This is a genomic window from Oceanimonas marisflavi, from assembly GCF_003049725.1.
GTDB lineage: Bacteria > Pseudomonadota > Gammaproteobacteria > Enterobacterales > Aeromonadaceae > Oceanimonas > Oceanimonas marisflavi.
Window position 1 is genome coordinate 99,517 of sequence record NZ_QAGM01000010.1, and the last position, 12,825, is coordinate 112,341.

The following is a 12,825-nucleotide window of genomic DNA, read 5'->3' on the forward strand; positions in this document are numbered from 1 at the left end:
GAATAGGGAACAGGGACTGGAGGGCAAATATGAAGACGCACAAGCGACTGGATGTCTGGCGTGAATCCATGCTGCTGGTCAAGCTGACTTATGAGGTATCGGCGTCATTTCCCCGAGCCGAGTTGTTTGGTCTCACGTCCCAGATGCGCAGAGCCGCCATTTCAGTGCCTTCGAACATTGCCGAAGGTGTGGCCAGAGCGAGTACCCGTGAATACGCTCATTTCCTGAGCATTGCCAGAGGCTCGCTGAATGAGCTCGACACTCAGATGGAGATCGCGTGTATGCTTGGCCTGCTGCCGGAAACTCATGATGTCTTTCGGCAGTTGGACCACACATTTCGCTTGCTTAACGGGTTGCAGCGCAGCATCAAACGGAAACTCGAGACCTGACGATGTTACCAGTCCCTAATCCCTGATCCCCAGTCCCTGACTTTAAGTCAGTACCGTGACGGCATGCCCTTCTCGGGCAGGGTCTTGAACCGGCGGTGCAGCCACATGTACTGCTCCGGGGCGTGGCGAATGGCGGCCTCGATTACCTTGTTGCCGGTAATGGCGTCGGTCTCGTCGTCGCCCACCGGAAAGTTCTCCAGCGGCGCCTGGATCACCAGTCGGTAGCCCTGTTTCTCCCGCAGGGTAAAGCAAGGCAGGGTAACGGTGTTTTTCACTCGCGCCAGGGTGGCGGTGCCGGTGATGGTGGCGGCCTTGTCGACGGCAAAGAAGGGCACAAACACGCTGGCGTGACGGCCATAGTCGTGATCCGGCGCGTACCAGAGCGCATCGCCGGCACGCAGCGCCCGAAGCATGCCCTTGATGTCGAGCCGGTCCACCAGGTACTTGTTGGAGCGGCAGCGGCCGTGCACCTGAGCGTATTCCAGCACCGGATTGGTGTTGGGCCGGTAGACCCCCACGCCGGGGCGGTACAGGCCAAACTGGCGGGCGTTCAGCTCCAGGGTGAGAAAGTGGGCCGACAGCAGCAGCATGCCCCGGCCCTTTGCCACCGCAGTGTCTACATGCTCGGTACCGTCCATGGTGGTGAGGGCGCCCATGCGCCAGTGGGGCCAGAACCAGGCCATGCCGGTTTCAAAAATGGCGCAGCCCACGCTTTCAAAGTTGGCCTTCAGCAGCCGTTCGCGCTCGGATTCTTCCCGCTCCGGCAACGCCAGCTCCAGGTTGCGCCGGGCCACCTTTACCCTGGATTTAAGCAGCCTCATCGACAGCCGCCCCAGGGCCCGGCCCAGCGCCATCTGGGCACGCCAGGGCAGCAGGGTCACCAGCAGCCAGAGCAGACCCAGCCCCAGCCAGGCGGGCCAGAAGCGCGGGTGCAGCAGGGCTGCGCGAAAGGAAGGAAGCCGGTGGTCTTGCATGGTTTAACGCCAGTAAAGGTGAATGGCCGGATTCTAAATAACTCCGGCGGCAATGACCACCCGCACACCCACCGTTGGCTCAGGCTGTGATATTATTTGCCCTTTCCATGTGTCAAAGAGTCGGAAGCTATGAAGATCAAGTTGCCGGAATTCGATAACGCCAGGGTGCTGGTGGTCGGGGATGTGATGCTGGACCGTTACTGGTCGGGCCCTACCGGACGCATCTCGCCCGAGGCCCCGGTGCCTGTGGTTAAGGTTGAGCACAATGAAGAACGTCCGGGCGGCGCCGCCAACGTGGCCCTGAACGCCGCCGCCCTGGGCGCCAGTGCCCGTTTGCTGGGGCTGACCGGCAACGACGGGGCCGCCAATGCTCTGCAGGAACGCATGCAGGCGGTGGGGGTGGACTGCGATTTCGTGCGCCACGCCACCCATCCCACCATCACCAAGCTGCGGGTAATGAGCCGCAACCAGCAGTTGCTGCGACTGGATTTTGAAGACGGCTTTGATGCCGAAGACGCCGCCCCCCTGAGTGCAAAGCACGCCGCCGCCCTGAGCGCGGCCGGTGTGGTGGTGCTGTCCGACTACGCCAAGGGCGCCCTGGCCCGGGTGCAGGAGCTGATCCAGGCCGCCAATCAGGCCGGTGTGCCTGTGCTGGTTGACCCGAAAGGTACCGAATTTGAGAAATACCGCGGCGCCACCCTGCTCACCCCCAATATGAGCGAATTTGAAGCCGTGGTGGGCAAGGTGAAAGACGAGCAGGAGCTGGTGGCCCGGGGCCGGGAGCTGGTGGAACGCTTTGAACTGCAGGCGCTGCTGGTGACTCGCTCCGAGCACGGCATGACCCTGATCCGCCGGGAAGAAGATGAGTTGCACCTGCCGGCCCGGGCCCACGAGGTGTATGACGTCACCGGTGCCGGCGATACCGTTATCGCTACCCTGGCCACCAGCCTGGCCGCCGGCCTGGCGCTGGAAGAAGCCTGCGCCCTGGCCAACGTGGCTGCCGGCATCGTCGTCGGCAAGCTGGGTACCTCCACCGTGTCCGCCATCGAGCTGGCCAATGAGCTCTACGGCGGCCCCGAGTCGGGCATGGGCGTGGTGAGCGAGCAGCAGCTAAAATACGTGGTGGATGCGGCCCGCCGCCGGGGCGAGAAAATCGTGATGACCAACGGCTGTTTCGACATTCTGCACGCCGGCCATGTGTCCTACCTGAACAACGCCCGCAAGCTGGGTGACCGGCTGATCGTGGCGGTGAACACCGACGAGTCGGTGCGTGCTCTCAAGGGCGAAGGACGGCCGGTGAATACCGTGGATCGGCGCATGGCGGTGCTGGCGGCGCTGGGCGCGGTAGACTGGGTGGTGCCCTTTGCCGAAGACACGCCCCAGCGGCTGATTGCCGGCGTGCTGCCGGACATTCTGGTCAAGGGCGGCGACTACCAGCCGGAAGACATTGCCGGCTATGAGGAAGTGACTGCCAACGGCGGCGAGGTGAAAGTACTCAACTTTGAGGACGGTTGCTCCACCACCGCCATTATCGAGGCCATTCGCACCCGCTGAGGGGTGTTGGCACAAAAACGGGGCCTGTCGGCCCCGTTGTTTATTCCTTCAGGCTGGCTGCCTCCAGCCACAGCTGATCCTGCTGGGTGATCAGCGGCCATACCCGCACCTTGACGTCTTCCTGCTCCAGGCAGCGGCCGTCTTTCAGGGAATAGTGATGCTTGTACAGGGGCGAGGCCACACAGGGCTCGCCCTTGAGGTCGCCCACTATGCCCCGGGCCAGTACCTGAGCACGGCCGATGGGATCCCAGTTGTCGAGGGCGAAAAAGCCGAGCCCGGGCAGATTGAACAGGGCCAGCTGCCGGCCCGCCACCAGGGCAGCCCTGCCGCTGTGTTCGGGAATGTCGGCGACGTGGCAAAGACGAACAAGACTCATGATACCTCCTTGATTTCAATGGTGTCGGCCGGGCGGATCTGGCCGCGTTTGCGCTCGAAAACGATGCTGTGGTCGGCCTCGTCGGTGTTGACGAAGCTTCTGAAACGCTTGAGTTTTTCCGGATCTTCCAGGGTAGCTTTCCATTCACACCGGTAGCTGGCGATCACATGGGCCATGCGCCCCTCCAGCTCGTCGGCCAGGCGCAGGGAATCGTCGATAATGACCTGGCGCAGGTAGTCCAGGCCGCCTTCCAGGCTTTCCATCCATACCGAGGTGCGTTGCAGCCGGTCGGCGGTGGCCACATAGAACATCAGCAGGCGGTCGATGTAGCGGATCAGGGTATCGGTATCCAGATCGGTGGCGAACAGATCGGCGTGACGCGGGCGCATGCCGCCGTTGCCGGCGAAATAGAGATTCCAGCCCTTGTCGGTAGCGATCACCCCTACGTCCTTGCTCTGGGCTTCGGCGCACTCCCGGGTGCAGCCGGACACCGCGAATTTCAGCTTGTGAGGCGAGCGCAGGCCCTTGTATCTGTGCTCCAGGGCCACCGCCAGATCCAGGGAATCCTGCACGCCATAACGGCACCAGCTGGAGCCTACGCAGGACTTGACGGTGCGCAGCGACTTGCCATAGGCGTGGCCGGTTTCAAAGCCGGCGTCGATCAGCTCCTGCCAGATCAAGGGCAGCTGCTCCAGGCGGGCGCCGAACAGGTCGATGCGCTGGCCACCGGTGACCTTGGTGTAGAGATCGTAGCGTTTGGCCACCCGGCCCAGCACGATCAGCTGTTCCGGGGTGATCTCGCCGCCCGGTACCCGCGGCACCACCGAATAGGTGCCGTTTTTCTGCATATTGGCGAGAAAGGTGTCGTTGGTATCCTGCAGCGGCTGGTGCTCGGGCGACAGCACGTGCTCGTTCCACAGGGAAGCGAAAATGGAGGCCGCCGCCGGTTTGCAGATATCGCAACCCAGGCCGGTGCCGTGCTGGTGCAGCAGTTCGTCGAAATGCCTGATGTTGCCCACCTTGATCAGATGAAACAGCTCCTGGCGGCTGTAGCCGAAGTGCTCGCACAGCCCCTTGTCGGCGCTGATGCCCTGCTCTTCCAGGCTCTGGTTCACCACCTGGGTCAGCAGCCCGGTGCAGCCGGTGGCGCTGGCCGGCAGAGCCGCCTTGGAGGCGCCACCGGAGGCGTCTTCCGGCACCAGCAGGGCCAGGGGATGGGCCGGCAGCGGCAGGTCGTTGAGGTAGGTCTGCAGCAGGATGTCGTAGTCACCGGTATCGCCCACCAGCACGGCCCCCAGCAGGCGATCGCCGGCGTCGTTCAGTACCAGCTTCTTGTACAGATCCTTGCTGCGATCCAGCAGCAGTACCTCCTGGCTGCCCGGGGTCTGGCCATGGGCGTCGCCGATGGCGCCCACGTCCACCCCCAGCAGCTTGAGCTTGGTGCTCATGTCGGCACCCTGAAAGGCGGCCTCATTGCCCAGCAGCTGGCTGGCTACGGTGCGGGCCATCTGGTAGCCCGGGGCCACCAGGCCAAACAGCCTGCCCTGCCACAGGGCGCATTCACCGATGGCGTAGATGTCGGCATCCGAGGTCCGGCACTGATCGTCTATGCAGATGCCGCCCCGTTCGCCCAGGGTCAGGCCGGCCTCGCGGCCCAGGCTGTCCTGAGGCCGAATGCCGGCGCTGAACACCAGCACATCGGCTTCCAGCTGTTCGCCGTCGTCGAATTTGAGGCGATGACTGGCGCTTTCACCGTCAATAATGCACTGGGTGGCCTTGCGGGTGTGTACCTTGAGCCCCAGCCGCTCGATTTTCTCCTTGAGCAGGTCGCCGCCCCGCTCGTCCAGCTGCACCGGCATCAGCCGGGGGGGCGAACTCCACCACATGGGTTTCCAGGCCGAGCAGGCGCAGGGCGTTGGCGGCTTCCAGACCGAGCAGGCCGCCGCCGATCACCACGCCGGTGCGGGCCCCCTGGCAGGCGTCCTGAATGGCGGCCAAATCCTCCAGGGTGCGGTAAACGAAGCAGCGCTGCCGCTCCCGGCCGGGAATGGGGGGCACAAAGGGCACCGAGCCGGTAGCCAGCACCAGGCGGTCGTAGGCCAGTACGGCGCCGGTGGCGGTAGTCAGGGTGCGGGCGGTGCGGTCGATGGCGGTGACCGCCTCGTTCAGGCGCAGTGTGATGCCGTTGTCGCCATACCACTCGGTGCCGGCCATCAGCAGCTCATCGGGCGCCTTGCCGCCGAAGACCTCGGACAGGTGCACCCTGTCGTAGGCGGCGTGCTTTTCGGCGCCGAACACTGTGATGTCGTACCGGTCCGTGCCGTTCTGCTCCACCAGCTGTTGCAGCAGATGGTGTCCTACCATGCCGTTACCAACGACGATCAGTTTCTGTTTCATCATTGCTATCCTTAAGCCACCCAGGACTTGCTTGCGGGTTGATGTATTCGGCGGCCGTGGTGTGGCCCCATTCCTTGTGCGACTGGCGCGTACATGGGTATCTACAACATCCGTGCCAGTTTTTAATTTATTGATAATTCAGCTTTTATTCTTATTCCTCATCAACGCCTGCCCGTTTTAACAGCAGGGGCTTCCCCATCATGATGCAAATGTCGCCGCACCGGCTCAGGCCACGGCGAGGGCCTCCAGGGTCGCGGTGAGCCCGGCGCGAAGCGCCACCACTTCACCCATGATCATCAATACCGGGCCGCTCGGGGTGAGACCGGCGGCGGTGGCCGAGAGCCGGCCCAGCTCCGTGGTGGTGATGTGCTGGGCGGCGGTGGTTCCGGATTCAATCAGTGCCACCGGCAGCGAGGCCGGGCAGTCTGCGGCCAGCAGCTGCTGCTGAATGACGGCGGCCTGCTCCAGCCCCATGTAAAACACCAGGGTCTGGCCGGCCCGGGCCAGGGCGGACCAGCCTTGAAATTCGCCACCCCGCTGCAGATGACCGGTTACCAGGGTCACGGCCCGGGCCACGCCCCTGTGGGTCAGGGGCACCAGGGCCGAGGCGGCGCAGCCCAGGGCGGCGGTAATGCCGGGCACCACGGTAAAGGGAATGTCGTGCCGGCGCAGGACAAGCGCCTCTTCGCCGCCGCGTCCGAAAATAAAGGGATCGCCGCCCTTCAGCCGCACCACCCGGTTGCCGGCCCGGGCCAGGCGCACCAGCAGGGCGCAGATGTCTTCCTGGCGGGCGCTGGTGCGGCCGCAGCGTTTACCCATTTCAATGCGTTTGATTCCGGCCGGGATCAGCGCCAGTATGTCGGGGCTGACCAGGCTGTCGTAGACCACCACATCGGCCTGCTCGATGGCGCGCAGGGCCTTTAGGGTCAGCAGCTCGGGGTCGCCGGGGCCGGCGCCCACCAGGGAGACGTGCATGGGGGTTGTCATGGTTTCCTCCCGGGGGCCTGTCCGGCCCCCTCTGGTAATATGGGGATCAGGCCACTCTGGCCTTTTTATCCAGGGGGCTGACCTTGTGGTGACCTTCATAGAGGAAGCTCAGCACGCGCCGGCGCAGCTGGTGATAATGGGCATCGTCGCTGAGGGCCACCCGGTTGCGCGGCCGTGCCAGGCTGATGGGCAGGATCTCGCCAATGGTGGCGGACGGGCCATTGGTCATCATCACGATGCGGTCCGACAGCAACACGGCCTCGTCCACGTCGTGGGTGATCATGATGACGGTGTTGCCAAGCTCGGCCTGAATCTCCATCAGCGAGTCCTGCAGGTGGGCCCGGGTGAGGGCGTCGAGGGCGCCAAAGGGCTCGTCCATCAGCAGCACCTTGGGATCCACCGACAGCGCCCGGGCGATGCCCACCCGCTGCTTCATGCCCCCGGAGATTTCGCCGGGCAACTTGTGAGCGGCGTGCCCCATGTGCACCAGTTCCAGAAAGTGCCGCACCCGCTCCCGGCGCTCCGCCTTGTCCTGGCGGGGAAAGGTATTGTCTACCGCCAGGGCGATGTTTTGCTCTACCGTCAGCCAGGGCAGCAGGGCGTGGTTCTGGAACACCACGGCTCGCTCCGGGCCGGGGCCGTCTACTTCCCGCCCATCCAGGATCACGCCGCCGCTGCTGGGTTCATGCAGCCCGGCCACCAGGTTGAGCACCGTGCTCTTGCCGCAGCCGGAGTGGCCGATGAGCGACACAAACTCGCCCTTTTTCAGCCGCAGGTTGACGTTTTTCAGGGCCTCGAATTCTCCCTTGTCGGTGCGAAAACGCATGTCGACACCGCTCAGTTCCAGGTAATGTTTGCTCATGATTGCGCTCCTCAGCGGTGGTTGCTGTTTTTGTCCCAGGACAGGCGTTGCTGCAGACCCAGCATCAGGCGGTCAAGCAGGTAGCCAATCAGGCCGATGACCACCACCGCCACCATGATGCGCGCCATGGAGTCGCTGCTGCCGTTCTGGAATTCATCCCACACGAATTTGCCCAGGCCCGGGTTCTGGGCCAGCATTTCGGCGGCGATCAGCACCATCCAGGCCACCCCCAGGGACAGCCGCAGGCCGGTGAAGATCATGGGAATGGCGCTCGGCAGCACGATTTTGCGCACATGGGTCAGGTTGCCCAGACGCAGCATTTTGCTGACGTTGTTCAGGTCCTGGTCCAGATTGGCCACGCCCACGGCGGTATTGATCAGGGTGGGCCACAGGCAGCACAGGGTGACGGTGAACAGCGAGATCAGAAACGATTTGGACACCAGCGGATCCGGGCTCACATAGAGTGCGCTCACCACTATGGTCACCAGCGGCAGCCAGGCCAGGGGCGATACCGGCTTGAGCAGCTGTACCAGCGGGTTGATTGCCTGGTGCAGGGTTTTGTTCAGGCCCAGGGCAATGCCTGCCGGAATGGCGATGGCGGTGGCCAGCAGAAAGCCGGCGGCCACGGTTTTCAGGCTGGTCACAATCTGGTCAAGAAAGGTGGGGCGACCGTTGAAGGTGCGAATGCGCACCTCGGCCTCGGGGTCTTTTGCCAGCAGGGCCTGATTGCGGTCGTGCTGGCGCTGATAGAACCCCTGCTCCCGTTCCCGTTCCTTTTGGTGCTCCTGCACCAGGTTCGCCACTTGCTGGCCGGTTTCTACCGGGCCGGGCAGGGTGCCGAGGGAGGTTTGTACCTGGCCCGCCAGCAGGTGCCACAGCAGCAGAAACACGCCGAGGCCAAGAATGGGGGTGAGGGCGGTTGACCAGCTTCGGGGCGAGGTCAGCCGTGACCAGTGGGTCAGTGAAATTACCTTGATGCTCATCTTGCTCTCCTCGTCGCTTACAGCCGGGTGTCGCCGGTCAGGCCGATGGCGAACTGGTCGATATAGTCATTGGGCTTGCGGCCGTCGAAGGTGGCGCCGTCGATAAAGGCGCTGGTCACCGGGCGAAAACCGTCCCGTTGCTTCAGGCCGGGAAAGTCGTCGGCACTCAGCCTGCCTTCGGCAATCAGTGCGTTGGCGGCCTGCACATAGATATCGGGGCGATAGATGCGTCTGGCCTGTTCCAGATACCAGTCGTCGCTTTTGGGCTCGGCAATCTGGCCCCAGCGGCGCATCTGGGTCATGAACCAGATGGCGTCGCTGTACCAGGGGTAGGTGGCGTCGTGGCGAAAGAACACATTGAAGTCGGGGGCCGGGCGCACGTCGCCAGATTCGTACTCAAAGGAGCCGGTCATGCTGGCGGCAATCACCTGTTGGTCCGCTCCCACGTAATAGGGCTGGGACAGTATCTCCACCGCCTCTTTCCGGTTGGTGTTGTCATCCCGGTCCAGCCAGTGAGCGGCGCGCAGCAGGGCCTTGAGCAGCCGCAGGTGGGTGTTGGGATGCTGCTCGGTCCAGGCCTGGCTGACCCCGAATACCTTTTCCGGGTTGTGGGGCCAGATATCGTGGTTGGTGATCACCGGCACTCCGATTTTCTTTCGCACCGCCTGTTGGTTCCAGGGCTCGCCCACGCTGTAACCGGCAATGGTGCCGGCTTCCAGGGTGGCCGGCATCTGGGGCGGCGGGGTCACCGAGAGCAGCACCTCGGCCTGGCGCTGACCGCTGTTGTCGCCCTGATGAGGAGCATAGTAGCCGGGGTGAATGCCACCGGCGGCGAGCCAGTAGCGCAGCTCATAGTTGTGGCTGGACACCGGAAATACCATGCTCAGGTTCAGGCTTTTGCCATCCTGCTGGTATTGCTCCAGCACCGGTCTGAGCGCGGAAGCGGAAATGGGGTGCAGCGGCTTGCCGGCGATATCGTGTTCCAGGTGCGGCTTCATGGTTGACCACACCTGATTGGCCACGGTAATGGCATTGCCGTTCAGATCCATGCTGAAGGCGGTGATGATATCGGCCTGGGTGCCGATGCCGAGGGAGGCCCCGATGGGCTGGCCGGCCAGCATGTGGGCGCCATCCAGTTCGCCGGAAATGACCCTGTCCAGCAGCACCTTCCAGTTGGCCTGGGCTTCCAGGGTGACATAAAGCCCCTCATCCTCAAAAAAGCCCTTCTCGTAGGCAATGGCCAGGGGGGCCATGTCGGTGAGCTTGATAAAGCCGAGGGTCAGCTCGTCCTTCTCCGCCGGTCCGGGCCCCTCCTGGGCCGCAAGTGGGGCATTCAGGCTCAGGGCGAGGGTGCAGGCCGTTGCTGTGGTTTGCCATAACTTCATGATGATATTCCCTGTGAGGTTGGCTCCGTGCCGGGAAAACCGGTAACTACAGAGAAACAATCAAGATGTGTGCCAACTTTAATTATTTGATTTTGTTGGTTTTTTATTTCTGTTACCAACAAGGGCCGCCTGTTTTCGGGCAAGGATTTCACCACAATGATGCAGTGGTTTTCATCCGGTGCCGGGCGCAAAAAAAAACTCCCATGCAAGCATGGGAGTCGCCAACGGGCAGGAGTGGAGGAAACGCGCCGGGCTGAGCCGGCATAACGGAACAAAGGGTGATCAGGTGCTGGTTTCCCGCGTTTGGGACCGGCACGCCAGCAGCATCTGTTTCAGCTCCGGCACACAGGAGCCGCAGCGGGTGCCGCATTTGAGCTGTTGCTGCAGTTGCTCCAGTTCAGTGATGTCGTGCTGCTCTATGGTGCGCTGGATTTGTGCCTCGCTGACGCTCCAGCAGCTGCACACCAGCCGGCTGTTGCCGGCCAGGGCCAGACCCAGCCGGGTAAGTAACAAACTGGGTTGCAGGGGGGCATCCAGCAGCGTGGCCAGCGGCTCTGCATCGATGTGCCAGGGCGACAACCCCAGCAGCAGCAGGACATTGACCTTGCCTGCTGTCAGTCGAATCAGCAGCCGACCCTGAGGCAGGGGCCAGTCCAGCCAGCTGTCGGTGACGGTCAGCCCGGCCCGCAGCTCCTCGGCGGAGCCCTCGAGTCCGGCCAGACTCCAGCATTCGCCCCGGCTCAGGGGCCGGCGGCTCCACCAGGCCGGCAAGGATGCCGGGGCCTCGCCGGCAATCCAGCAGGCCTGCCAGGCCGGGGTGACCGACCTGGCCTGTACCGTATTTTGCTTGAAGGCGGGCTGGCCGGACAGGGCACAGCCCCGGGCCTCGGTCAGATCGTTGACCCGGCCACCGGCACTGAACTCTCCGCTCCAGTGCATGGGCACAAACACCTGCTCGGGGGCCATGTCGTCGTCGGCCACCGGGCGCACCAGTATGCTGGCTCGCGCGTTGCTGAGGGCCAGCAGATCATTCTGGCCCAGTCCGAGGCGGGCCAGGGTGTCGGGGTGCAGGTGGGCCCGAGGCTCGGTGGCCGCCGCCATCAGCCGCGCCACATGGCCGGTGCGGCTCATGGTGTGCCACTGATCCCGCAGCCGGCCGGTATTGAGCTGCAGGCCGGCCCCCTTGGGGCTGGCAACCGGAGCCGCCACCCGCAGCCGCGCCTTGCCATCGGCAGTGGCAAAGCGGCCCTCGGCAAACAGCCGGGCCGGGCCGCCGAGCTGACCCGCCAGGGGCCAGCTCAACGGGCGCAGGGCGTTGTAGTCGGCATCGCTCAGGGTGCCGAGCGCCCCCAGGTTGAACAGCCGCTCGCCCCGGTTTTCAAAACCGGAAAGGGCGGCGTGTTCACGAAAAATGGCGGCGGGGGAGTCAAATTCAAAGGCACCGGTAAAGCCCATGGCGCGTGCCACCTGGCACAGGGCCCACCAGTCCGGTTTGGCGGCACCCGGGGCCGCGCGAAAGGGGCGCTGGCGGGAAATGATGCGTGTCGAGTTGGTGACGGTGCCGTCCTTTTCGCCCCAGCCGGCGGCGGGCAGCAGCACGTCGGCCAGCCGGGCGGTGTCGGTGGCGGGGCTGATGTCGGAGACGATCAGCAGCTCGCAGCGGGCCAGGGCACGACGGGCCCGGGCACTGTCGGGCAGCGACACCGCCGGGTTGGTGCCCATGATCCACAGCGCCTTGATATCGCCCTGCTCCAGCGCCGTTATCATGTCCATGGCCTTGAGCCCGGGCCCCTGGGCCAGGCGCTTGGTGCCCCAGAAGCGGGCCACCCTGTCCCGGTTGGCGGGGGCAAAGTCCATATGGGCCGCCAGCTGGTTGGCCAGCCCCCCCACCTCGCGTCCGCCCATGGCGTTGGGCTGGCCGGTCAGTGAAAAGGGCGCCGCGCCCGGCTTGCCGATACGGCCGGTGAGCAGGTGACAATTGATGATGGCGCCGGCGTTGTGGGTGCCCTGGAGCGACTGGTTGATGCCCATGCAGAACAGGGTCAGGGTTTGGGGGTGGGCCTGGAACAGGCGATAGAAATGCAGCAGCCGTTCCAGGCTCAGGCCGGTGGCCTCGGCCACCCGTTCGGGATGGTATTCGGGGCCGGAAAGCTGGCGTTGCAGTTCATCCAGGCCCGCCACATGCCGAGTGACGAAATCCCGATCGATGGCCTTCTGGTCGAGCAGATAGCGGGCCAGGCCGTTGAACAGCGCCAGATCCGAGCCCGGGGTGATGGCCAGGTGCAGATCCGCCTGACGGGCGGTGGCGGTGGCCCTGGGGTCGATCACCACCCATTGCTGGCGCGGCTTAGCGGCCCGGGCGGCTTCCAGCCGGCGAAAAAGGACCGGATGGGTCCATGCGGTATTGGCGCCGGCGATCACCACCAGCTCGGCCTCGTCGATGTCGTCGTAGCAGGCGGGCACCGCATCCTCGCCAAAGGCGTACTGGTGGGCGGCGACGGCGGACGACATGCACAGCCGGGAGTTGGTGTCGATATTGGACGAGCCGATAAAGCCCTTCATCAGCTTGTTGGCCACATAGTAGTCTTCGGTCAGCATCTGGCCCGAGCCGTAAAAGGCCACGGCGTCCGGGCCGTGACGGTCAATAATGTCGCTCAGGCGCCGGGCGATGTGCCCGACCGCCGCCGGCCAGTCCGTTTCCTCGCCCTGGATCCTGGGGTAGAGCAAACGGCTGGGTAACTGCTGACTGTCCGTCAGGGCCATGCCCTTCACGCACAGGGCGCCCCGGTTGGCGGGGTGGTGTTCATCGCCCTGCACGGCGCCCTGGTTATCGACCCGTATACCGCAGCCAACGCCGCAATAGGGGCAGGTGGTGTGAGTGGATGCTGTCATGGTGGCCCTGTGCTGAAAGGTGTTTA

Annotated in this window: 9 protein-coding genes and 1 pseudogene; 2 read left to right on the forward strand and 8 right to left on the reverse strand. The window is 64.2% G+C overall.

What is annotated here, in order from left to right; all coding sequences use genetic code 11:
• The first annotated feature begins 29 nt into the window (after window positions 1-29).
• Window positions 30-389 (forward strand): four helix bundle protein, encoded by a 360-nt coding sequence (locus tag DA373_RS08420; RefSeq protein WP_107851864.1) that lies wholly within the window; start codon window positions 30-32, stop codon window positions 387-389.
• 47 nt (window positions 390-436) lie between these two features.
• On the opposite strand, the gene lpxL is transcribed toward DA373_RS08420, so the two are convergent.
• Window positions 437-1,363, reverse strand: coding sequence for an LpxL/LpxP family Kdo(2)-lipid IV(A) lauroyl/palmitoleoyl acyltransferase (gene lpxL / locus DA373_RS08425; RefSeq protein WP_107851865.1), 927 nt, complete (start codon window positions 1,361-1,363; stop codon window positions 437-439).
• A 129-nt stretch (window positions 1,364-1,492) separates the two neighbouring features.
• Between lpxL and hldE the strand changes: the two genes are divergently transcribed.
• Entirely contained in the window at window positions 1,493-2,917 is a 1,425-nt protein-coding gene (gene hldE / locus DA373_RS08430) for a bifunctional D-glycero-beta-D-manno-heptose-7-phosphate kinase/D-glycero-beta-D-manno-heptose 1-phosphate adenylyltransferase HldE (RefSeq protein ID WP_107851866.1), read from the forward strand.
• A 40-nt stretch (window positions 2,918-2,957) separates the two neighbouring features.
• On the opposite strand, the gene nirD is transcribed toward hldE, so the two are convergent.
• From nirD to DA373_RS08465, 7 genes and pseudogenes are all read right to left on the reverse strand, one after another.
• On the reverse strand, window positions 2,958-3,293 hold the full coding sequence (gene nirD, locus DA373_RS08435) for a nitrite reductase small subunit NirD (RefSeq protein ID WP_107851867.1): 336 nt from the start codon (window positions 3,291-3,293) through the stop codon (window positions 2,958-2,960).
• Window positions 3,290-5,693, reverse strand: a pseudogene (locus DA373_RS08440) (FAD-dependent oxidoreductase). The gene nirD and the pseudogene DA373_RS08440 overlap by 4 nt, the downstream one beginning before the upstream one ends.
• 222 nt (window positions 5,694-5,915) lie before the next feature.
• Window positions 5,916-6,677 (reverse strand): uroporphyrinogen-III C-methyltransferase, encoded by a 762-nt coding sequence (cobA, locus tag DA373_RS08445; protein ID WP_232821231.1) that lies wholly within the window; start codon window positions 6,675-6,677, stop codon window positions 5,916-5,918.
• Between the two features lie 46 nt (window positions 6,678-6,723).
• Window positions 6,724-7,539, reverse strand: a complete 816-nt coding sequence (locus tag DA373_RS08450) for an ABC transporter ATP-binding protein (RefSeq protein ID WP_198650275.1) — start codon at window positions 7,537-7,539, stop codon at window positions 6,724-6,726.
• A gap of 11 nt (window positions 7,540-7,550) precedes the next feature.
• Window positions 7,551-8,522 (reverse strand): ABC transporter permease, encoded by a 972-nt coding sequence (locus tag DA373_RS08455; protein ID WP_107851870.1) that lies wholly within the window; start codon window positions 8,520-8,522, stop codon window positions 7,551-7,553.
• 17 nt (window positions 8,523-8,539) lie between these two features.
• Entirely contained in the window at window positions 8,540-9,907 is a 1,368-nt protein-coding gene (locus DA373_RS08460; protein WP_107851871.1) for a CmpA/NrtA family ABC transporter substrate-binding protein, read from the reverse strand.
• 282 nt (window positions 9,908-10,189) lie between these two features.
• Window positions 10,190-12,799: a nitrate reductase gene (locus DA373_RS08465; protein ID WP_107851893.1), complete on the reverse strand. Its 2,610-nt coding sequence runs from the start codon at window positions 12,797-12,799 to the stop codon at window positions 10,190-10,192.
• Between the last annotated feature and the right edge of the window lie 26 nt (window positions 12,800-12,825).